Annotated in this window: 19 protein-coding genes; 5 read left to right on the top strand and 14 right to left on the bottom strand. The window is 75.2% G+C overall.

Annotation, left to right across the window (positions count from 1 at the left end):
* Nucleotides 1-75 precede the first annotated feature (75 nt).
* On the top strand, nt 76-708 hold the full coding sequence (locus CFLA_RS05060; RefSeq protein ID WP_013116245.1) for an O-methyltransferase: 633 nt from the start codon (nt 76-78) through the stop codon (nt 706-708).
* A 7-nt stretch (nt 709-715) separates the two neighbouring features.
* On the opposite strand, the gene CFLA_RS05055 is transcribed toward CFLA_RS05060, so the two are convergent.
* The 5 genes from CFLA_RS05055 to CFLA_RS05035 all read right to left on the bottom strand — a co-directional run bounded on the left by CFLA_RS05055 (nt 716) and on the right by CFLA_RS05035 (nt 5784).
* Nucleotides 716-2311, bottom strand: a complete 1596-nt coding sequence (locus CFLA_RS05055; protein ID WP_013116244.1) for a leucyl aminopeptidase family protein — start codon at nt 2309-2311, stop codon at nt 716-718.
* Nucleotides 2312-2321: 10 nt separating this feature from the next.
* Nucleotides 2322-2489 carry a DUF3117 domain-containing protein gene (locus CFLA_RS05050; RefSeq protein ID WP_013116243.1) on the bottom strand — a complete coding sequence of 56 codons (168 nt, stop codon included), beginning with the start codon at nt 2487-2489 and terminating at the stop codon, nt 2322-2324.
* 141 nt (nt 2490-2630) lie between these two features.
* Nucleotides 2631-4028, bottom strand: coding sequence for a hypothetical protein (locus CFLA_RS20370; RefSeq protein WP_013116242.1), 1398 nt, complete (start codon nt 4026-4028; stop codon nt 2631-2633).
* Nucleotides 4025-4951 (bottom strand): dihydropteroate synthase, encoded by a 927-nt coding sequence (gene folP, locus CFLA_RS05040; RefSeq protein WP_013116241.1) that lies wholly within the window; start codon nt 4949-4951, stop codon nt 4025-4027. Before folP ends, CFLA_RS20370 begins: the two co-directional genes overlap by 4 nt.
* Entirely contained in the window at nt 4948-5784 is an 837-nt protein-coding gene (locus tag CFLA_RS05035) for an LOG family protein (RefSeq protein ID WP_013116240.1), read from the bottom strand. The genes folP and CFLA_RS05035 overlap by 4 nt, the downstream gene beginning before the upstream one ends.
* Before the next feature lie 95 nt (nt 5785-5879).
* Between CFLA_RS05035 and CFLA_RS05030 the strand changes: the two genes are divergently transcribed.
* Entirely contained in the window at nt 5880-7079 is a 1200-nt protein-coding gene (locus CFLA_RS05030; RefSeq protein WP_013116239.1) for a TIGR04053 family radical SAM/SPASM domain-containing protein, read from the top strand.
* A gap of 20 nt (nt 7080-7099) precedes the next feature.
* Here the strand turns inward: CFLA_RS05030 and dapE are convergent, their stop codons facing one another.
* Nucleotides 7100-8215 (bottom strand): succinyl-diaminopimelate desuccinylase, encoded by a 1116-nt coding sequence (gene dapE, locus CFLA_RS05025; RefSeq protein WP_013116238.1) that lies wholly within the window; start codon nt 8213-8215, stop codon nt 7100-7102.
* Nucleotides 8216-8281: 66 nt separating this feature from the next.
* On the opposite strand from dapE, the gene dapD reads away from it, so the two are divergent.
* On the top strand, nt 8282-9277 hold the full coding sequence (gene dapD, locus CFLA_RS05020; protein WP_013116237.1) for a 2,3,4,5-tetrahydropyridine-2,6-dicarboxylate N-succinyltransferase: 996 nt from the start codon (nt 8282-8284) through the stop codon (nt 9275-9277).
* 4 nt (nt 9278-9281) lie between these two features.
* On the top strand, nt 9282-10175 hold the full coding sequence (locus CFLA_RS05015) for a hypothetical protein (protein ID WP_245530304.1): 894 nt from the start codon (nt 9282-9284) through the stop codon (nt 10173-10175).
* 9 nt (nt 10176-10184) lie between these two features.
* Here CFLA_RS05015 and CFLA_RS05010 read toward each other — a convergent pair whose 3' ends face one another.
* From CFLA_RS05010 to fdxA, 3 genes are all read right to left on the bottom strand, one after another.
* The gene (locus CFLA_RS05010; protein ID WP_013116235.1) at nt 10185-11495 is read right to left on the bottom strand and encodes a citrate synthase; all 1311 of its coding nucleotides are present in this window, start codon (nt 11493-11495) and stop codon (nt 10185-10187) included.
* Between the two features lie 240 nt (nt 11496-11735).
* On the bottom strand, nt 11736-12884 hold the full coding sequence (gene dapC, locus CFLA_RS05005; RefSeq protein WP_013116234.1) for a succinyldiaminopimelate transaminase: 1149 nt from the start codon (nt 12882-12884) through the stop codon (nt 11736-11738).
* Nucleotides 12885-12912: 28 nt separating this feature from the next.
* A complete protein-coding gene (fdxA, locus tag CFLA_RS05000) occupies nt 12913-13239 on the bottom strand; it encodes a ferredoxin (RefSeq protein WP_013116233.1) in 327 nt (108 codons plus the stop codon).
* Nucleotides 13240-13334: 95 nt separating this feature from the next.
* Between fdxA and CFLA_RS04995 the strand changes: the two genes are divergently transcribed.
* On the top strand, nt 13335-13616 hold the full coding sequence (locus CFLA_RS04995) for a hypothetical protein (RefSeq protein WP_013116232.1): 282 nt from the start codon (nt 13335-13337) through the stop codon (nt 13614-13616).
* A 2-nt stretch (nt 13617-13618) separates the two neighbouring features.
* Here the strand turns inward: CFLA_RS04995 and CFLA_RS18910 are convergent, their stop codons facing one another.
* From CFLA_RS18910 to typA, 5 genes are all read right to left on the bottom strand, one after another.
* The gene (locus CFLA_RS18910) at nt 13619-16669 is read right to left on the bottom strand and encodes a VanW family protein (protein WP_013116231.1); all 3051 of its coding nucleotides are present in this window, start codon (nt 16667-16669) and stop codon (nt 13619-13621) included.
* A gap of 142 nt (nt 16670-16811) precedes the next feature.
* Nucleotides 16812-17306: a flavin reductase family protein gene (locus CFLA_RS04985; protein ID WP_013116230.1), complete on the bottom strand. Its 495-nt coding sequence runs from the start codon at nt 17304-17306 to the stop codon at nt 16812-16814.
* Complete coding sequence (locus CFLA_RS04980) at nt 17303-17671, bottom strand: hypothetical protein (RefSeq protein WP_013116229.1); 369 nt, start codon at nt 17669-17671, stop codon at nt 17303-17305. Before CFLA_RS04980 ends, CFLA_RS04985 begins: the two co-directional genes overlap by 4 nt.
* A gap of 5 nt (nt 17672-17676) precedes the next feature.
* Nucleotides 17677-18597: a PIG-L family deacetylase gene (locus CFLA_RS04975; RefSeq protein ID WP_013116228.1), complete on the bottom strand. Its 921-nt coding sequence runs from the start codon at nt 18595-18597 to the stop codon at nt 17677-17679.
* A gap of 5 nt (nt 18598-18602) precedes the next feature.
* Nucleotides 18603-20540, bottom strand: coding sequence for a translational GTPase TypA (gene typA / locus CFLA_RS04970; RefSeq protein ID WP_013116227.1), 1938 nt, complete (start codon nt 20538-20540; stop codon nt 18603-18605).
* Between the last annotated feature and the right edge of the window lies 1 nt (nt 20541).

The following is a 20541-nucleotide window of genomic DNA, read 5'->3' as shown; positions in this document are numbered from 1 at the left end:
GCAGGACGTCCGGGACGCGGGACTACGCTGGCGCCCAGGCACGCCCGACCGGGGCGGACGACGAGGAGGCGCGTCATCTCCACCGACAAGGCGACCAGCTGGGTGTACTGCGAGGAGTTCCTCGAGGAGGACGACGTCCTGCTGCGGGCCCGCGAGCGCGCGTCGCACCTCGGCTGCACCCCGGTGCTGCCCGGCGCCGGGGCGGCGCTGCGCGTGCTGGCGGCGGCGGCGCAGGCGCGGGCGGTCGTCGAGGTCGGTACCGGTGCCGGCGTCGGTTCGTTGTACCTGCTGCGCGGCATGCCGGCCGACGGCGTCCTGACGACGATCGACCTCGAGCTCGAGCACCAGCGTGCGGCGAAGGAGGCCTTCGCCGAGGAGGGCGTGCGCAGCACCCGGACGCGCGCGATCTCCGGCCGCGCGATGGACGTGCTGCCGCGCCTGACCGACGGCGGCTACGACATGGTCGTCGTCGACGCGGACGTGGAGAACTACCCGGCGTACGTCGAGCAGGCGGTGCGTCTGCTGCGTCCCGGCGGCGTGCTGGCGGTCGACGACGCGCTGTGGCACGACCGGGTCGCGGACCCGGCGCGGCGCGACGAGGCGACGACGACGGTGCGCGACGTCGGCCGCCACGTGCGCGCCGACGACCGCCTGGTCCCGGCGCTGCTGCCGGCGGGCGAGGGTCTGCTGGTCGCCGTCCGGCGCTGAGCCGCGCTCAGTCCAGCGCGGCGAGGTACTCCAGCAGCAGGCGCGCCCCGTAGCCCGTGGCGCCCTCGGTGACCTCGTGCTTGTCCGACGTCGAGCGGCCGGTGCCGGCGATGTCGAGGTGCGCCCAGGCCCGCTGCCCGACGAACCGGCGCAGGAAGAGCGCGGCCGTGATCGACCCGCCCCCGATCCTGCGGTCCTCGGGGACGTGGCGCAGGTCGGCGACCGACGAGCGCACGGCCTCCTCGTAGTCCGCGACCAGCGGCATGTGCCACACGAGCTCACCCGTGCGCCGACCTGCCTCCGTGAGCGCGGCGACGAGCGCGTCGTCCGTGCCGTACAGCGCGGCGTGCTGACGGCCCAGCCCGAGCGTCGCGGCACCCGTGAGGGTCGCGACGTCGACGAGCACGTCGGGCTCCAGCGTCGCGTCGGCCCAGGCGAGCGCGTCGGCGAGCACCAGACGCCCCTCGGCGTCGGTGTTGGCGATCTCGACGGTCGTGCCGCCGTGGATCGTCACGACGTCCCCGGGCCGGTAGGAGGCTGCACCGACGTGGTTCTCCGCGAGCGGGAGCACCGCGGTGACGCGGTGCGGCACCTGGGCCCGGGCGGCGGCCAGCACGGTGGCGAGCGCCACGGCCGACCCCGCCATGTCGGTCTTCATGGGCACCATCGCCTCGCGCGGCTTGATGGACAGCCCGCCCGTGTCGTACGTGATGCCCTTGCCGACGACCACCACGTGCCGCCCGCCGCCCTTCGCGGGCGTGTACGTCAGGCGCACGAGGCGCGGGGTCGACGCCGAGCCGGCACCGACGGCGAGGATGCCGCCGAACCCGCCCGCGGCGAGCTCGCGCGGCCCGAGCACCTGCACGTCGAGCCCGGCCCTGGAACCGAGGCGCCGCGCGCGGTCGGCCATCCACGCGGGGTCCTTCACGCTGGACGGCGTGTTCGCCAGGTCCCGCACCAGCCAGGTCGCCTCGGCGCCCGTCCGCGCGGTCTCGACCGCGGCTGCGACGGCCGCACCGTCGCGACCGAGCAGCACGAGCTCCGCGGGCCGCTCGTCGTCCGGGGTCCGGGTCGTGCGCGGCTGCCGGTAGGCGGCCAGCAGGTAGCCCTCGGCGACGGCGCGTGCGGCCTGCGCTGCGCCCGCCTCGTCGTGGTGGGTCTGCGCGCCCACGGTCGCGGCCACCCGCGTCAGCCCGCGCGTCGCACGCGCGAGCGCCGCACCTGCCCGACGCAGCGCCGTCGGGCCCTCGTCGCCGACGCCCACGAGGACGATCCGCGGCGGCAGTCCCGCCCACGGCAGCTCGACGGACGAGCCGACGGGCAGCGGCAGGTGGACGGTGAACGCCTCACCGGCAGCACCCGTCAGACCGGCGCGCTCCGCGAGCTCGGCCAGGTCGATGCCGTACCGCGCGGCGGCCTGGGGCGTGCCCGAGCGGGGCTGCAGCGCATCGTCACCGTCGCGGCCCGGGGCCACCTGCACGGCGACGGCGTCGACCGACCCGTCGTCCAGGAGGTCCGAGTCGGCGACGCTCGCCGCGTGCAGCGTGACGGCGGGCGGGGTGCGCGGCGGCAGGGCCGCCGCGCCGGTGGAGCGGGGAGTCATGCGCAGGTCGTCAGCCGACGACGGAGGTCAGTGCCTCGCCCAGCTCGGCGGCCTCGGTCGCGTTGAGCTCGACCACCAGCCGTCCGCCGCCCTCGAGCGGGACGCGCATGACGATGCCACGGCCCTCCTTGGTCACCTCGAGCGGTCCGTCGCCGGTCCTCGGCTTCATCGCGGCCATCCGGGGCCTCTCCTTCGCGTCGCGCGTCACCGGCCGACGGTCGTCGGGCGGGCCCGACAACCTCCTGGTCAGCCGGTTGTCCGACGACCATCCTAGTTCACCGGGCACCCGCACTGTTCGGGTCGCCGGAGCACGAACGGGTCACGGGGGCCAGTCGCCGTGGGGGTTGAACTCCCACATCTGGCGCACCCAGAGCACCTGGAGACCCAGCATGAGCAGGAGGATCGCGCCGAACCACAGCCGCCGCGCCCAGGTCGGGCGCCGCACGACGCCCACCGTCGCGGCGGCGAGCGGGAAGGCCAGCAGCAGGAACCGCGCAAGGCTGGAGCCCGGCTCGATGACGGCGACGATGTACAGCAGGTACGCGGCGGACCACGCGTGCAGCTCCGGGCCCAGGCGCCACGCGGCGGGCACCACCAGGACCGCGGCGACGAGCGCGAACCCCGCGAACATCGCCGGGACGCCCCACTCCCCCAGCCAGAACTGGGGCACGTACGTCCAGCCGTGGAACGGTGTGACCTCGCGCACCCCGCGCCACGCCTCCTGCGTCTGGAGGTAGCCGTCCGGCACGCCGGTGACCCAGCCGCAGATGGCCGGCCACGCGACACCCGACAGCCCGGCCGCGGCGGCGACGCCCGCGAGCCCCGCGGCCTCGCGCGGGCCGAAGGTGTCCTCGCCCCGCCGGGCCCGCCACCACCGGGCGCCCGCGTGCACGACGACCACGACGGCCATCGGCAGCGCGACGGCCCGCGTGAGACCGAGCGCGAGGATCGCCAGCACCGCCCAGGCGTACTGACGTCGGACCAGCAGCAGCAGCGACGTCGCGATCAGCAGGAGCGCGGCAGCCTCGGTGTACGCGACCTGCAGGACGGCGGCCGTCGGGAACGCGCAGACCAGTGCGACGGACGCGAGCGGCAGCCCGGGCCGGGCGGCGACGGCCCGCGGTGCGCCGTACCGGACGCACTCGTGCACGACCAGCATCGCGGCCCCGCCCAGGGCGGTCGCGACCAGCGGCGCGACGACGACCCACGTGCCGCCCGTGAGCTGCATGACCACGCGCACGAGCGCGGGGAACAACGGGAAGAACGCCCACGCGTTCTGCTGCACGAGGCCCTGGTCGTCGCGCGGCAGCTCCGCGGGGTACGCACCCTCGGCGATCTGCTGGTACCAGCCCGCGTCGTAGAACAGCCCGACGAACTGCAGGTAGGACGGGTTCGCGGACGCCCAGTGGGTCGCCTCCTGCACCGTCGACGTCCAGAGGAACGCGCCGGCGACGAGCACGCGTGACGCGGCCCAGACCAGCAGCACGTGCACCCACCACGGCCACGCCGCGACGCGTCGCCACCAGGCCGGTCCGGCGGGCGCCGCGGGCTCGGGGGCGGCGAGGTCGGGGTCGGCGGGCTCGCCCGCGGCGCCGGTCACGTGCCGCGTCCCGTGGGCGGCGGTCGCCGCGTCGCCGGCGACGTCGTCGGTCGCCGGGCCGGGTGCGGCGTCGACGACCTCCTCGACGTCCGCGCCGGGCGTGCCGTCGCCGCTCACAGCATCCCCCGCAGCGCGTGCACGGGCGCCCGCTCGGCGCGCAGCGCTGCGACCATGTCGAGCGTGCGCCGCGTCGCGGCCACGTCGTGCACCCGGAACACCCGGGCGCCGAGCCAGGCCGCGACCGCGGTGGCCGCGAGCGTGCCCTCGAGCCGTTCGTCCGGCGGGAGGTCCAAGGTCTCCCCGACGAGGTCCTTGCGTGATATCGCCATGAGCACAGGGTGCCCGATCTGCACGATCTGCGGGGTTCTTCGCAGCAGGTGCAACGAGTGCCAGGTCGTCTTGCCGAAGTCGAGGGTCGCGTCGACGAGCACGGACGCGGGGTCCACACCGAGCGCGACGGCGCGCGCCGCGGCCGCCGTGAGCGTGGTCACGACGTCGACGAGCACGCCGTCGAGCGGGTCGACGCCGCCGGGCGCGGGGTACTCGACGCGGAACGGGTCGGTGCGGGGCGCCGCGCCGCCGGTGTGCGAGCACACCACGCCGAGCCCCCGCTCCGCGGCGACCTCGACGAGCGCCGGGTCGTGCCCCGCCCACGTGTCGTTGAGCAGGTCGGCACCCGCGTCGGCTGCGGCGCGCGCGACGCCGGAACGCCACGTGTCGACGCTCACCAGCAGGTCGGGGTGGCGGGCACGGACGCGCTCGACGACGGGCAGCACGCGGGCCATCTCCTCCGCCTCGTCGACGACCGGTCCGCGGCCGGCGCGCACGCCGCCGACGTCGAGCACGTCCGCACCGTCCGCGACGGCCCGGTCGACCGCGGCGTCGACCGTGTCCGCGCGGTACCGCGCGGCGGCGTAGAACGAGTCGGGGGTGCGGTTGACGACGGCCATGACGACGGGCCGGTCGACTCCGAACGTGCGCCCGCGCAGGCGCAGCGGCACCGCGCCGGCGGGGACGCCCGGCAGCGGACCGCTCGTCACCACCCGCCGCCCGCGAGCGCATCGCCCTCGGCGGCACGCTGATCGCGCTCGGCCGCCTGCGCGGCCGCCTGCTCCCGCGCGCGCAGCTCGACGTTGCGCCGCACGACGATGTCGACGGCGTCCTCCGCCGTCGTCGCGACCTGCAGCAGGTCGACGTCCGCGGCCGCGATCATCCCCGCCGGGTGCACGGTCTCGCGCAGCCACGACAGCAGACCCGTCCAGTAGTCGCCGCCGACCAGCACGATGGGGAACCCCGTGACCTTGTGCGTCTGCACGAGCGTGAGCGCCTCGAACAGCTCGTCGAACGTGCCGAATCCGCCGGGCAGCACGACGAAGCCCTCGGAGTACTTGACGAACATCGTCTTGCGGGCGAAGAAGTACCGGAAGTTGACCCCGAGGTCGACCCACCGGTTCATGCCCTGCTCGAAGGGCAGCTCGATGCCGAGGCCGATCGACAGCCCGTCGGCCTCGGCCGCGCCGCGGTTCGCGGCCTCCATGATGCCGGGGCCGCCGCCGGTGATGACCGCGTACCCCGCCTCCACCAGGCCGCGCGCGACGTCCCGGGCGAGCGTGTAGTACGGGTCGTCGGGCGTGGTGCGGGCCGAGCCGAAGACGCTCACCGCGGGGCCGACCTCCGCGAGCGCGCCGAAGCCCTCGACGAACTCGCTCTGGATCCGCATGACGCGCCACGGGTCGTCGTGGAGCCACGACGCGCCGCCGCCCGTGGAGAGCAGCCTCTGGTCGGACGTGGTGGCGGGGATCTGGTCGCGGCGCAGGAGGACCGGGCCCTGGCGGTACTCCGGCGCCGGTGCCGGCGTGTCGTCGTGGGTCATGCGAGGAGCCTAGGCCCGCCACCGGGCGGTCGGGGTGCGGCGGGCCGTCGGCCAGGGACGCTCGTCCCGTGCCGTGCCCCGCGCCGCGGTGTGTGATGGCCGTCATGCGCCCGCACGGCCCCGTCGTCCGCACCGTCCGCCACGACCCGGCGGACCGACCGCTGCTCGTCGTCTGGGAGGCGACGCGCGCGTGCGCGCTGTCGTGCGTGCACTGTCGCGCCGAGGCGCAGCCGCGGCGCCACCCCCGCGAGCTCGACACGGACGAGGCCACGGACCTCATGCGGCAGGTCGCCGCGTTCGGCCGGCCGTCGCCGATCTTCGTCATCACCGGCGGGGACTGCTTCGAGCGGCCCGACCTGACCGAGCTGGTGCGCCGCGGCCGGGAGCTGGGGCTCGCGGTGGCCGTGTCGCCGTCGGGCACGCCCCGGCTGGACCGTGACGCGCTGCGCGGTCTGCAGGAGGCGGGTGTGACCGCGCTGTCGCTGTCCCTCGACGGTGCCACCGCGCAGGTCCACGACGGCTTCCGCCGGGTGGCCGGCACGTTCGACCGGACGGTCGCGGCCTGGACGGCCGCCCGCGAGCTGGGCATCAAGGTGCAGGTCAACTCGACCGTGTCGCGGCGGACCGTGCACGAGCTCCCCGACCTGGCGGCGCTGGTCCGCGAGCACGGCGCCATGACCTGGAGCGCGTTCATGCTCGTGCCGGTGGGCCGCGGTGTCGACCTGGGCGCGCTGAGCGCGCAGGAGGCCGAGGACGTCATGAGCTACCTGTACGACCTGGGGCCGCACGTGCCGGTGAAGACCACCGAGGGCCACCACTTCCGGCGCGTCGCGCTGCAGCGGGCCGTGCTCGAGGCACGCGGGGTCGACCACGTCGCCGCCCTGGGGCTGGGGGACCTGTACGCGGAGCTCACCGAGCGGACCGCCGCGTTCGGCTGGGGTGCGGCGGTGCGACCGCGCCGCCCGCCGGTGAACGTCAACGCCGGGCACGGCTTCGTGTTCGTGTCGCACGTCGGCACGGTCCACCCCTCGGGGTTCCTGCCGGTGACGGCCGGCGACGTGCGCGAGCAGCCCCTGACGACGACCTACCGCACGTCCGAGCTGTTCACCGGGCTGCGGGACCCCGCGCGGCTGCAGGGCCGGTGCGGCGCGTGCGAGTTCTCCCGGGTCTGCGGCGGCTCTCGCTCACGCGGGTGGGCGACCAGCGGCGACCCCTTCGGGGAGGACCCGCTGTGCGCGTACGAGCCGGGCTCGTTCCCGTACCCGCAGGACGTCGAGGCCCTGCTCGCGTCCTGAGCGGCCGGGCGCCGCGGCCCTCAGGCCGTCGCGTGCAGGGGTCCCGCGGGCGCGTCGCCGGTGAGCCAGGCGCGCAGCGCGCGGTGGCACAGCTCGATCTGCGCGACGGGCACGCGCTCGTCGTCCTTGTGCGCGAGCAGCGGGTCGCCGGGGCCGAAGTTCACGGCGGGCACGCCGAGCGCGCTGAAGCGGGCGACGTCGGTCCAGCCGTACTTGGGTGCCGGACGTCCGCCGGTGACGGCCAGGACGGCGGCGGCGAAGTCCTGCGCCGCGGGGGCGTCCAGACCCGGGCGGGCGCCCGCCGCGGCGTCGGTGACGACGACCTCGTAGCCGGCGAACAGCTCGCGCACGTGGGCCACGGCCTCGTCGACCGTCCGCGAGGGCGCGAAGCGGTAGTTGACGGTGACGACGCACGCGTCGGGGATGACGTTGGTGGCGACGCCGCCGCTGACGAGCACGGCGTTGAGGCCCTCGCGGTAGGCCAGTCCCTCGACCTCGACGGTGGCGGGCTCGTACGCCTCGAGCCGGCGCAGCACCTCGCCGGCCGCGTGCACGGCGTTGACGCCGACCCACGCGCGCGCCGAGTGCGCCGCGACGCCGCTCAGCCGCACCTCGACGCGCAGCGTGCCGTTGCAGCCGCCCTCGAGGCCACCGTCGCTCGGCTCGCCCAGCACGGCGAAGTCGCCCGCGAGCCAGTCCGGGTGCCGGTCGGCGACGCGGCCCAGCCCGTTGAGGTCGGACGCGACCTCCTCGTGGTCGTAGAACACCCACGTGACGTCGTGCACCGGGTCGGGCAGCGTCGCGGCCAGGTGCAGCGCGACGGCGCAGCCCGCCTTCATGTCGACGGTGCCGCGGCCCCACAGCTCGTCGCCCTCGAGGCGCGTCGGCAGGTTGTCCGCGACGGGCACGGTGTCCAGGTGGCCGGCGACGACGACGCGACGCGCGCGACCCAGGTGCGTGCGCGCCACGACGGTGTCGCCGTCGCGCAGGACCTCGAGGTGCGGGTGCGCGCGCAGGGCGCCCTCGACGGCGTCCGCCAGACGGGTCTCGTCGCCGCTCACGGACGGGACGTCGCACAGCGCGCGGGTGAGCGTCACGACGTCGGCGGACAGGTCGAGCAGGTCATCGGCAGGCACGTCGCCGACCCTACGCGCACCCCGCGCGCGCCCGGGTGCGTCGTCCGCACCGTAGGCTTGTCTGCCATGACCGACCGCACGGCCTGGGGCCTCGGCCTGGCCACCGTCACCGCTGCCGGCACGACGCTCGACGTCTGGTACCCGGCACCCGCCCTGGGCAGCGCGCCCGCGACCCTCGACGTCGCCGACCCCGGGTCGGTGCGCCTGCACGCACCCGACGGGCTCGCTGCCGGCGAGCGCGAGGACGAGGCGCGCGGCGTGCGCGTCACGCTCGTGGCGACCGTCGTCGACCTCGACGCACCGCCCGCCGACACCGCCGACGCGTACCTGCGCCTGCACCTGCTGTCGCACCGCCTCGTCGCGCCGCGCGGGCAGAACCTCGACGGGATCTTCGCGGTGCTGCCCAACGTCGTGTGGACCGACCGCGGGCCGTGCGCGGTCGAGGACTTCGAGGCCACGCGACTGCGCCTGCGCGCCGCGACGGGCACCCCGGTGACGGTGTACGGCATCGACAAGTTCCCGCGGATGGTCGACTACGTCGTGCCCGCGGGCGTGCGGGTCGCGGACGCCGACCGGGTGCGGCTGGGCGCGCACCTGGCGGCCGGGACCACCGTGATGCACGAGGGCTTCGTCAACTACAACGCCGGGACGCTCGGCACGTCGATGGTCGAGGGCCGCATCTCGGCCGGCGTCGTCGTCGGCGACGGTTCCGACGTGGGCGGCGGTGCGTCGATCATGGGCACGCTGTCCGGCGGCGGCCGCGAGGTCGTGTCGATCGGGAAACGCTCGCTGCTGGGCGCGAACTCGGGCCTCGGCATCCCGTTGGGCGACGACTGCGTCGTCGAGGCCGGCCTGTACGTCACGGCCGGCACCAAGGTGCGGCTCGTCGGCTTCGACCTCGAGGACGCGGTCGACGACCACGGCGCACGCGTCGTCAAGGCCCGCGCGCTCGCGGGCGCGGACAACGTGCTCTTCCGGCGCAACTCGCGCACGGGTGAGGTCGAGGCGGTCGCGCGGTCCGGCGCCGGTGTGCAGCTGAACTCCGCGCTGCACGCCAACTGACGCCGTGGCGCGCGGTCGCCGCGGTGGCTGCCTGCCGGTGCTCGTCACCGCCGGGCTGGCCGTCGTCCTGCTCGTCGTCGCCGTGGGCGCGGTCGTCGCGCTGCTGCGCGCGCGACCTGCCCCGCCGGTCGCCGAGCGGTGCGTCGCGCACCTCGACGGCACGGACTGGAGCCTGAGCCCGGACCAGGCGCAGCACGCCGCACTGGCAGCCGCCGTCGCGACCCGCCGTGGCATGCCCGCGCGCGCGGTGACCATCGGCATCGCGACCGCACTGCAGGAGTCCCGGCTCGAGAACATCGACTACGGCGACCGCGACTCGGTCGGCCTGTACCAGCAGCGCCCGTCACAGGGCTGGGGCACGGTCGAGCAGATCATGGACCCGGTGTACTCGACGACGAAGTTCTTCGAGGGCCTCGAGAAGGTCGAGGGCTACCAGGACATGCCGGTCACGCAGGCCGCGCAGGCCGTGCAGCGCAGCGGCTTCCCCGACGCGTACGCCCAGCACGAGGTGCGGGCGCGCGCGTGGGCGTCCGCGCTCACCGGGCACTCCCCCGCCGCGCTGAGCTGCACGCTGCGTCCCGTCGAGGAGCCGGCCGGGCCCGACGCCCTGCTGGCGCGCGTCGCCCGCGACCTGGGCGAGCTGCCGGTCAGCGTGACGCTCGGCGACGGCGAGGGCGTCCCCACGTTCGTCGACGTCACGGCGAGCGCGCTGCCCGTGGACGACGCCGTGCGGGCGGGCTGGTCGTTCGCGCAGTGGGCCGTCGCCGTCGCGGACGCGGTCGACGTCGACGCCGTGGCGGTGGGCGACTCGACGTGGTCGCGCGCCGCACCCACGTGGCAGCCGGGCGAGCAGCCGCCCCTGCCCGACGGGCAGGTGCGGCTGACGCTCGCCGGCTGACGCGACAGGTCAGCGGCGGTCGGCCGGCACGTAGTCGCGCTCGGTGGCGCCGGTGTAGACCTGGCGCGGGCGGCCGATCTTCGTCTGCGGGTCGTTCATCATCTCGCGCCACTGGGCGATCCAGCCCGGCATGCGCCCCAGGGCGAACAGCGGCGTGAACATCTTCTCCGAGAAGCCCATCGCCTTGTAGATCAGCCCCGTGTAGAAGTCGACGTTGGGGTAGAGCTTGCGGGAGATGAAGTAGTCGTCCGACAGCGCGATCTCCTCCAGGCTCATCGCGATGTCGAGCAGCTCGTCGGCGCTGCCCAGGGCCTGCAGAACCTCGTGCGCGCTCTGCTTCACGATCGCGGCGCGCGGGTCGTAGTTCTTGTAGACCCGGTGGCCGAAGCCCATGAGGCGGACACCGTCCTCCTTGTTCTTCACGCGGCGCATGAAGTCGGTGGCGTCACCGCCGTTCGCCTTGATCTGGTCGAGCATCTTCAGCACGGCCTCGTTGGCGCCACCGTGCAGCGGGCCCGACAGCGCGTTGATGCCGGCCGCGACCGACGCGTAGATGTTGGCGTGGCTGGAGCCGACGACGCGGACGGTCGACGTCGAGCAGTTCTGCTCGTGGTCGGCGTGCAGGATCAGGAGCTTGTCGAGCGCGTTGACGACGACCGGGTCCGGGTCCCACTGCTGGTAGGGCACCGCGAACGTCATGCGCAGGAAGTCCTCGACGTACCCGCGCGAGTAGTCCGGGTAGAGCAGCGGCTCACCCTTCGAGGCGCGGTGGACGTAGGACGTGATCGTGCGCGTCTTCGCGAGGATCAGCACCGTCGCCAGCTCGACCGTCTCGGGGTCGAACGGGTCGAGCGACTCGGGGTAGAAGGTCGACAGCGCGTTGAGCGCCGAGGCCATCACGGCCATGGGGTGCGCGTTGCGCGGGAACGTCCCCATGAAGGTGCGGAAGTCCTCGTGCACGAGCGTGTGCCGGTTGACGCGCTCCTCGAACGCCGACAGCGCGTCGGGCGTCGGCAGCTCGCCGTGGATGAGCAGGTACGCGACCTCGAGGAACGAGGAGTGCTCGGCGAGCTGCTCGATCGGGTAGCCGCGGTAGCGCAGGATGCCCGCGTCGCCGTCGATGTAGGTGATCTGCGACTCGCACGAGGCGGTGTTCATGAAGCCCGGGTCCACGGTCACCATGCCGGTGTCCCGCAGCAGGGACGAGACGACGATCCCGTCGTTGCCCTCGGTGGCGGGCACCACGGGCAGGTCGCGTGCCTGCCCGTCGACCACGAGCTGGACGGGGGCCTGCACCGGTGCGGTGACGACGTCCGACATGGGGGTTCCTTCCTGCGCCGACGAGCGGGTCCGTCCGGCTGCGGCGGTGTGCCGTACGAGCCGACGGGGAGGCCGACACACGGTGGTGACCCTCGTCGGCCCAGGCGACCGTACCTGCGATACCGGCCCCTTGACGAATGTGCGACGGACCCTTGGCCCGGATGTGAGGTTCCTCACAAGCTCCTGCGAGAAATCTACGACGTCCGGGACGCGGGGACCACGCCGCGGACGGTGGGAGCGCTACGCGCCGGACAGCCGGGCGGCCGCCTGCGCCGCCCGCTCGTCCGACACCGTCAGCGCGACCCGCACGTGCCCCGCGGCGGCCGCCCCGTAGAACGCCCCGGGCGCGACCAGGAGCCCCAGGGCGGCCAGGTCGCCCACGGTCGTCCACGCGTCCTGCAGCGGGCCGTCGGGCCGCACCCACAGGTACAGCCCGGCGTGCGAGCGGTCGACCACGTAGCCGGCGGCCTCGAAGCCCGCCCGCAGCGTCGCGCGCCGCCGACGGTACCGCTCGCGCTGCTCCGCCACGTGCGCGTCGTCGCCCAGGGCGACGGTCATGGCCGCCTGCACCGGGGACGGCACGATCATGCCCGCGTGCTTGCGCGGCTCGAGCAGGCCCGCCACCAGCGCACGGTCGCCGGCGACGAACGCGGCGCGGTAGCCCGCGAGGTTCGACTGCTTCGACAGCGAGTACACCGCCAGCAGACCCGTGAGGTCACCGCCCGTGACGCGCGGGTCGAGCACGCTCGGCACGCCCTCGGCCACCCACGGCTGGTCCCACGCGAGCTCCGCGTAGCACTCGTCGGACGCCACGACGACGGGCCGCCCCGTGCGCCGCGACGCCGCGCGCGCCGCCTCGACGACGGCCCGCAGCTCCGCGACGCCCAGCACGGAGCCGTCGGGGTTGCCGGGAGAGTTCAGCCACACGAGCCGGACGTCGTCCCGCCGTGCGAGCTCGCCCGCCGGGTCGTCGGTGGGCACGGGCGCCGCCCCGGCGAGCCGCGCACCCACGTCGTACGTCGGGTACGCAGTCGCGGGGTGGAGCACGGCGTCACCCGCCCCGAGCCCCAGCAGCGAGGGAAGGAAGGCGACGAGCTCCTTGGACCCCAGGGTCGGCAGCACCCCCGCCGGGTCGAGCCCCGGCACGCCGCGGCGCCGCGCGAACCACGCCACGACGGACTCGCGCAGCGCAGGCGTGCCGTGGGTGGTCGGGTAGCCCGGCGCGTCGGCCGCCGCCGCGAGCGCGTCCCGCACGACCTGCGGGGTCGGGTCGACCGGGGTGCCGACCGAGAGGTCGACGATGCCGTCCGGGTGTGCGCGCGCGACCTGCGCGTACGGCGTCAGCGAGTCCCAGGGGAAGTCCGGCAGCGCGCCGGTCAGCAGGCCCACGTGCGCCCCTGGCCAGGGTCCCGGCGCGTCACTCGCCGTGGACCCGCAGCGGCAGGGTGGCGATGATCGGGTGGTCGTGCGCGATCTCACCCATCTTCGCGGCGCCACCGGGCGAGCCGATCTCGTCGAAGAAGTGCACGTTCGCCTCGTAGTACTGGCTCCACTGCTCGGGGACGTCGTCCTCGTAGTAGATGGCCTCGACGGGGCACACCGGCTCGCACGCACCGCAGTCGACGCACTCGTCCGGGTGGATGTAGAGGGAGCGCTTGCCCTCGTAGATGCAGTCGACCGGACACTCCTCGATGCACGCCTTGTCCTTGACGTCCACGCAGGGTTCGGCGATCACATACGTCACGGGGGTCCTCCACGATGTGCAGCGGTCAGCCCTAGTATCCCCCACGTGCACGACACCCCGTCCCGCCGTCCACGCTGCGACACACGGAGCTCCCGGTGAGCGGCGAGATCTGGCGCGCGTGGGTGCCCGGGACGCGCGTCGTCGTGCGCCGCGTCCGCGACGACCTGCCGCCGGGCACCCCCACGGGCACCCTGCGCGGCGGTGAGCCGCCGTTCACCGACGTCCTCGGCGAGGTCGTCGGGGTCGACGCCGACGGGCTCACGGTGCGCACGCGGCGCGGCGACGTGCGCGTCCCCGCCGCCCACGTGCTGCGCGCCAAGGTGGTGCCACCGCCCCCGCCGCGCCGGGCGCGACGGGAGCGCGACGACACCGCCTGACGTCAGGGCGTGGGGGACGCTCCCGGCGCCGGCGCGGTGCCGCAGATGACCTTGTTCTGCGGCTTGTAGCGCCACGTGAACGGCTCGGTCGCGACGAGCTCACCGTTGAGGTACACCTTGCGCGTGTTGGTCACCGTGAAACCCGGGTTGCCCGCGCTCTGCGGCTCGCACGTCGGCGACTGCGAGTAGACCGTGGTCGGGGCCACCACGCCCGAGCGACCGCTCTTCTCGGTCTCGACCGTGAAGTGCTTGGTGCTCCAGATGCGCACGTGCGCGCGACCGTCGGCCACGAAACCCTGCACGAGCGCGCCGTACGGCGTGTTGTTCCGCCACCTCATGTCGAGCACGCCGGTGAAGATCGTGGCCTCCCGCCCCTCGGGGTAACGCTGGAACCACTCGCTGTGGGGCTTGTGCTCGACGTCCTCGTAACCGGCGAAGTACCCCGCGTTGAACGCCGTGGTCGAGACCTGCGACAGGCCACCGCCCCACGCGTCCGTGTGCTCCCCGTTGACGATCGCGCCGGCCTGGACGAACCCGTGGGCGGCGTCGACAGGCCCCAGCGCCTCCGTGAGGCTGAAGACCTCGCCGGGGCGCACGAGCGTCCCGGTGATGTTCCGCAGGCCGGTCGCGATGTTCGACGTGCGCCGCGGCTCGCTGGTCAGCGGGGTGGAGAACTCCGAGACGATCTCCTTGACGCCGAGCGCCTCGAGCGCAGCAGTCGTCTCCGCCGGGTCGGACTCCACGAGGTCGACCGCGGCGAGCCGTCCCTCGCCCGCGGTGGCCGCCTGCGCGACCGACGCGGACAGCGTCGCGGGGTCGAGCGTCGTGCCCGGCGTCCCGGGCACGATCACCGGCGCGCCGCCCTGGAACTCGAAGCGCGCGTCGGACGCCGAGGTGAGCAGGTCCGGCAGCTGGGCGAGCACGGACTGCGACAGCGCCTCGCCGTCGAGCTGGAGCTGGAGCTGACCGTCGACGGGCACGACGGCCGCGTGCGCCGTGAGGGTCGCGACGTCGAGGACCGCCTGGCGGTCGGCCACCTGCACCGTCACCGGGGCGGCGGCGAGCGGCTGCGCGAGCTCGGCGAGCGCGCGGTCGGTCTCCTCCTGCGTCACCGCCGGGGGCACGGCGCTCGTGGGCAGCTCGACCGGCTGCTCGGCCGTGAGCCAGCCGTCCTCGAGGACAGCCGCGGCACCCGCGGTGTCGAGCTCCCAGCCGTCGACCGCGTCGGTCGAGTGCGCCGCACCGTCGGCGAACACGACCGTGCCGTCGACCGGGGCGAGCACGAGCGAGCCCGACAGCTGCGTGAGCGCCGTGTCGAGCGCGGACTCGTCAGCGACGGTGACGGGCCGCTGCTCCCCCACACCGACCACGTGGCGCCACACGCGTGCGGGCTGCGCCAGGTCCACGCCCGTCAGTCGCGCGACGGTCGCGGCAGCGTCCAGCTCCAGGCCCGCGGCGACCGGGTCCACCTCCGCCTGCACCTCCTGCGCGACGACCGCCACGGGGGACGTCGTGCGCTCGGCGAGCTCGTCGCGCAGGTGCTGCTCGGCCTGCGCCGACGACAGGCCGCCGATCTCGACGCCCGCGACCGTCGCGCCGCGCGGCACCCGGTCCGCGAGCGCGAACGACGACCCGACGTAGACAGCGGCGAGCAGGGCCAGTGCACCACCCGTGATCGCCAGCGCCCGCGGCCACCGGCGGTCCGACTCCTCGGGCTCGAAGACGGCGAGCGGCGACGCGTCGTCGGGCTCGGGTCCGGCCGGGGCGACCGGCTCCGCCGGTGCCTGCGGTGCGGCGAGCGCGGACGTCCGTCGCGGCGGGACGGTCGGGGCCGCGGGGGTCGCACGCGTCGCGACGTCCGTACCGGCGGCCGGCAGGACCGTCGTCTCGTCGGGCCGCGGCGTCGGTGGGACGACGGCCGTGTCGTCGGTGCGCGGCACCGACGGCACGGCCTCGACCTCGTCGGCACGCTCGGCAGCCGGCTCGGCGTCGACCGGCTCCGCGGCGACCGGCTCGGCGTCGACCGGCTCCGCGGCAACCCGCTCCACGTCGACCGGCGTGGGCGCACCGGTCGCGGAGCCGGCTCCCGGTGCTGCGTCCCCCGCGAGCCCCTGCTCGCCCGCTGCCTGCGCGGAGGCGTCCGTGGCGTCGTCCGGCGCGGCGGCGGCCTCGTTCTCGGTGGCCGACCCTTCGGTGTCCGCGGCCGGCCCGGATGCCTCGGGGCCCGCGGCAGCGGCGCCGTCGGGACCGTCGGCGTCGGCATCACCCGGCCGGGCCGGGGCGTCCTTCGGCAGCGCGTGGGCGGGCACGCCCACCGATGCCGCGTTGAGCGCCGTGAAGGCCAGGGCCGACAGGCTGCCGAGATCGAGCGGCGGCAGGGGCCCGGGGGCGCCGGGCACCGGAGCGGGGGCGGCAGACGCAGTCCCGGCAGACGCGGTCCCGGTCGGCACGGACCCGGACCGCGGTCCGGCGGCCGGCGCCTCGGGCTCGTCGGCACGCTCGTCGGCACGACCCGGTCGGGCGGGCGCCTGGGCGGTCGGCTCCTGCCCGGCGTCCGACGCCTGGGTGGCGGACGGCTCGGCGGCGGGCTCCGGCGCCGCGGGCTCGGCGCTCCCGGCCGCCGGCGGCGCCGGCTCCGGCGGTGGCGCGGTGACCGCGACGTCGTCCCACGACGGCCACGCGGCCAGGGGCGCGGCGGGCTCCGGCGCGAGCGGGCGCGCGCGGGTGACCGGCGGCGGGACCGCGGGCGGCGGCGTCGAACCGCGCGGACCGTCCTCGCCGGTGGTCACGGGTGCGTCGACGGCGTCCGCACCCGCCGGGGCGTCCTGGGTGGCGGCGTCCGCCGCCGGGGCGTCGGTGGCCTCCGCCGTCCCGTCGGCGTCGGCCGCCGGCGCGTCGGTACCGGTCGAGCCGTCCGTGGTGGCGTCGGACGTGGGCGGCTCGGGGACGGTGGCCTCCGGCGCGTCGTGGGGCTGCGGCACACCGCCGCGGGGCACGTCGGCGGAGTCGCGGTCGGCGCCGCCGGTCGGCGTGTCGCGGTCGGTCCCGTGCATGATCGATCCCCCGAGCTGCTCGTGCGCGCGCACGACGCGCGCCCGCCGATTCTACGGTCGTGATCTGCGAGAACAGTCGGACAAATCTTCCAGATCAGCAACGATCACCCGCTCCGCACGGGCCGCAGACGTGTCGGCAGGGCTAACGGACGCCCCGCAGCCGACCCCGGAGGTGGACCAGCCCACCGGCCCCGGCCGCGCCCTCCCGCGCCGCGAGCACACGACCGACCACCACGTCGTGGTCCCCCGCGGGATGCACCGCCTCCGTCCGGCAGTCGAGCCACGCGGCGGCACCGTCGAGCCACGCGGCACCCGAGACCGGCGCCGGGCGGTGCGGGACACGGTCGAGCTGGCCGACCGCCGGCCGCCCGGGTGACGCGAGCCAGTCCGCGACGTCGGCCTGGTCGTCGGCCAGGACCGAGACCGCCCACGTGTCGGCGTCGTCGAGCACGTCGCGCAGACGCGCGTCCGTGTGGACGCAGAACAGGACCAGCGGCGGCTCGAGCGACACCGACACCAGCGACCCGACCGTCGCCGCGTGGGCGACGCCCCGGCGCTCGACCGTGACGACCGCGACGCCGGCCGCGAGCCGTGACGCGACCGCGCGCAGCCGGTCACCGGTCACGCCCTCGCTCACGCCGGTGGTGCCTCGTCCTCGACCCACCGCCGGGGCACGAACGCGACCACCGCGACAGCCGCTGCGGTCCCGGCCACCCACGCCCAGCCCCACAGGTCGCTGCTCGGCACGAGCAGGTCACCACCCGGCCCGCCGGAGGCGAGCACCTGGATCGCGACGAACGTGCCGCCCGTGCCGGCGACGTAGCCGAACCACCCGGCCCAGGCGCGGGTCGTCAGCAGGATCACGAGCACGAGCAGGATGCACAGCACGAGACCCCACGGTCGGACCGCGCGGTGCATGGCCGTGCCGATCGTCCCGGCCAGGACACCGAGACCGAACGACGCGACGGCACGCCGGAGGGTCGCGGCTGAGGGCGGCTGCACGGCGCTCAGGCTACCGGTCGCACACCGGTGGGCCACACGACGCCCGCGGGCGCCGGGCGGCCCGGCGCGAACCGGTAGCCCTCGACCACGGGCAGGGCTCCGAGGACGGCGTTGCTCAGCGCCCAGCACCCCAGGAGCGCGTCGTCGTCGACGGCGCGCACGGCCTGCACCTGCGTCGCGTGCGCCCGCAGGGCCTCGAGCACGCGGTCGCGCACGGGCGCGACCTCCACCAGCAGGTCCACGTCCTCGTCGGGCACGACGACGGCGGCCTGCGGGCCGTCCGGGTCCGGGGGCGTCAGGGCGTGGGCGGCCGCCCCGAGCGCGGCGCGCACGGCCGGGCCCGCGAGCGCGGCCTGCGCCCGTCGCGTCGCGCCGCGGCCCGCGACCGCCCACAGCACGACCGGCACGGGCGCGTCGGCGGCGACGAGCTCCAGCGCACGCGTGGTGACCTCGTGCGTGCGCACGTGGTCGGGATGGCCGTACCCGCCGCCGGGCTCGTAGGTGACGACGACCTGCGGGCGGTGCTCGCGCAGGACCGCCGCGAGGGCCTGCGCCGCCTCGTCCAGCGGGACCGACACGAACGCGCCCGGCGGCACGTCGGCGGCGGCGCCGGCGCGACCCGTGCCGACCCACGCCATGCCCGAGTCCTCGTAGCGACGGTCGGCGCCCGCGTCGAGGAAGCGGTGGCCCCGCACCCCGAGCGCGGCCAGCGCACCGGCGAGCTCGCTCTCCCGGTGCGCGGCCAGCGCCGGGCCGTCGCCCTCGAGGTGCGCCCACCTGCTCCCGATGACCTCGCCACGCTCCCCACGCGTCGCGGTCACCACGGTGACCGGCCTGCCGGCGGCCGCCCACGTCGCCAGCAGCGCCCCGGTCGCGAGGGACTCGTCGTCGGGGTGCGCGTGGACCGCGAGCAGGCCACCGGTCATGCGGGTCAGGACTTCTTGTTGCGCGCCGTCTGCCGCGCACGCTCCGTCTGGTCGAGGACCACCTTGCGGATGCGCACGACCTCGGGCGTCACCTCGACGCACTCGTCCTCGCGCGCGAACTCCAGCGACTCCTCGAGCGTGAGCTTGCGCGGCGGCACCAGGTTCTCGAACGACTCCGCCGTGGACGAGCGGATGTTGTTGAGCTTCTTCTCCTTGGTGATGTTGACGTCCATGTCCTCGTTGCGCGCGTTCTCGCCGACGACCATGCCCTCGTACACCTCGGAGGTCGGGTCGACGAAGAACGTGCCGCGCTCCTGGAGGTTGAGCATGGCGAACGGTGTCGCCACGCCCGCGCGGTCCGCGACGAGCGAGCCGTTCGTCCGGGTCTCGATCGGGCCGGCCCACGGCTCGAAGCCCTCGGCGATCGACGACGCGATGCCGGTGCCGCGCGTGTCGGTGAGGAAGCGCGTCCGGAAGCCGATGAGGCCGCGCGCCGGGACGACGAACTCCATGCGCACCCAGCCGGTGCCGTGGTTGCTCATGGTCTCCATGCGGCCCTTGCGCTGCGCGAGGAGCTGTGTGACGGCGCCGAGGTACTCCTCGGGGACGTCGATCGTCATGCGCTCGGTGGGCTCGTGCACCTTGCCGTCGATCACGCGGGTGACGACCTGCGGCTTGCCGACCGTGAGCTCGAAGCCCTCGCGGCGCATCTGCTCGACGAGGATCGCCAGCGCCAGCTCGCCGCGGCCCTGCACCTCCCACGCGTCCGGGCGCTCGGTGGGCAGGACGCGCAGCGACACGTTGCCGATGAGCTCGCGGTCGAGCCGGTCCTTGACCTGGCGAGCGGTGACCTTGTGGCCCTTGCCGCCCTTGCCTGCGAGCGGGCTCGTGTTGATGCCGATCGTCATCGAGATCGCGGGGTCGTCGACCGTGATGAGCGGCAGCGGGCGCGGGTCGTCCGGGTCGGTGAGGGTCTCGCCGATGGTGATGTCCTCGATGCCGGCGACGGCGACGATGTCGCCGGGGCCCGCGGAGTCCGTGGGCACGCGCTCGAGCGCCTTGGTCTCGAGGAGCTCGGTGATGCGGACGTTCTGCAGCGTGCCGTCGTGCCGCGCCCACGCGACGGTCTGCCCCTTGCGGAGGGTGCCGTTGTGGATGCGCAGCAGCGCGAGCCGGCCGAGGAACGGCGAGGCGTCGAGGTTGGTGACGTGCGCCTGCAGCGGCGCCGCGGGGTCGTACGACGGCGCGGGGATCTTCTCGAGGATCGTCGCGAACAGCGGCTCGAGGTCCGGGCTGTCGGGCAGGCCGCCGTCGGCGGGCTGCTCGAGCGAGGCCTTGCCGACCTTGGCGGCGGCGTAGACGACGGGCACGTCGAGGATCGCGTCGAGGTCGAGGTCCGGCACCTCGTCGTGCAGGTCGGACGCGAGACCCAGCAGCAGGTCGGTCGCCTCGTGGACGACCTCGTCGATGCGGGCGTCGGGGCGGTCGACCTTGTTGACGACGAGGATCACCGGGAGCTTCGCGGCGAGCGCCTTGCGCAGCACGAAGCGCGTCTGCGGCAGCGGGCCCTCGGACGCGTCGACGAGCAGGACGACGCCGTCGACCATGGACAGGCCGCGCTCGACCTCGCCGCCGAAGTCGGCGTGGCCCGGGGTGTCGATGACGTTGATGGTGATGCCGTCGGGCTGCCCGACCTTCGCGGCGGCGGGCCCGGCGTACCGGATCGCCGTGTTCTTCGCGAGGATCGTGATGCCCTTCTCACGCTCCAGGTCGCCCGAGTCCATCGCGCGCTCGTCCACGTGGTCGTGCGCACCGAACGCGCCGGACTGCCAGAGCATCGCGTCGACGAGGGTCGTCTTGCCGTGGTCGACGTGCGCGACGATCGCGACGTTGCGCAGGTCGGAGCGCACGGCGGTGCCGGCGGCCTGGTCGGTTGCGGGCATG

Source organism: Cellulomonas flavigena DSM 20109, from assembly GCF_000092865.1.
GTDB lineage: Bacteria > Actinomycetota > Actinomycetes > Actinomycetales > Cellulomonadaceae > Cellulomonas > Cellulomonas flavigena.
This window is presented reverse-complemented; position numbering and strand designations above follow the sequence as displayed.

What these genes read in the sequence shown, in the direction of transcription:
- CFLA_RS04975 (WP_013116228.1), bottom strand. Translation starts at nt 18,597, where the DNA reads ATGACCGGTGGCCTGCTCGCGGTCCACGCGCACCCCGACGACGAGTCC.
- CFLA_RS18910 (WP_013116231.1), bottom strand. Translation starts at nt 16,669, where the DNA reads ATGCACGGGACCGACCGCGACACGCCGACCGGCGGCGCCGACCGCGAC.
- CFLA_RS05030 (WP_013116239.1), top strand. Translation starts at nt 5,880, where the DNA reads ATGGCCGTCATGCGCCCGCACGGCCCCGTCGTCCGCACCGTCCGCCAC.
- dapD (WP_013116237.1), top strand. Translation starts at nt 8,282, where the DNA reads ATGACCGACCGCACGGCCTGGGGCCTCGGCCTGGCCACCGTCACCGCT.
- CFLA_RS05035 (WP_013116240.1), bottom strand. Translation starts at nt 5,784, where the DNA reads ATGACCCACGACGACACGCCGGCACCGGCGCCGGAGTACCGCCAGGGC.
- CFLA_RS05050 (WP_013116243.1), bottom strand. Translation starts at nt 2,489, where the DNA reads ATGGCCGCGATGAAGCCGAGGACCGGCGACGGACCGCTCGAGGTGACC.
- CFLA_RS05010 (WP_013116235.1), bottom strand. Translation starts at nt 11,495, where the DNA reads ATGTCGGACGTCGTCACCGCACCGGTGCAGGCCCCCGTCCAGCTCGTG.
- typA (WP_013116227.1), bottom strand. Translation starts at nt 20,540, where the DNA reads ATGCCCGCAACCGACCAGGCCGCCGGCACCGCCGTGCGCTCCGACCTG.
- CFLA_RS05055 (WP_013116244.1), bottom strand. Translation starts at nt 2,311, where the DNA reads ATGACTCCCCGCTCCACCGGCGCGGCGGCCCTGCCGCCGCGCACCCCG.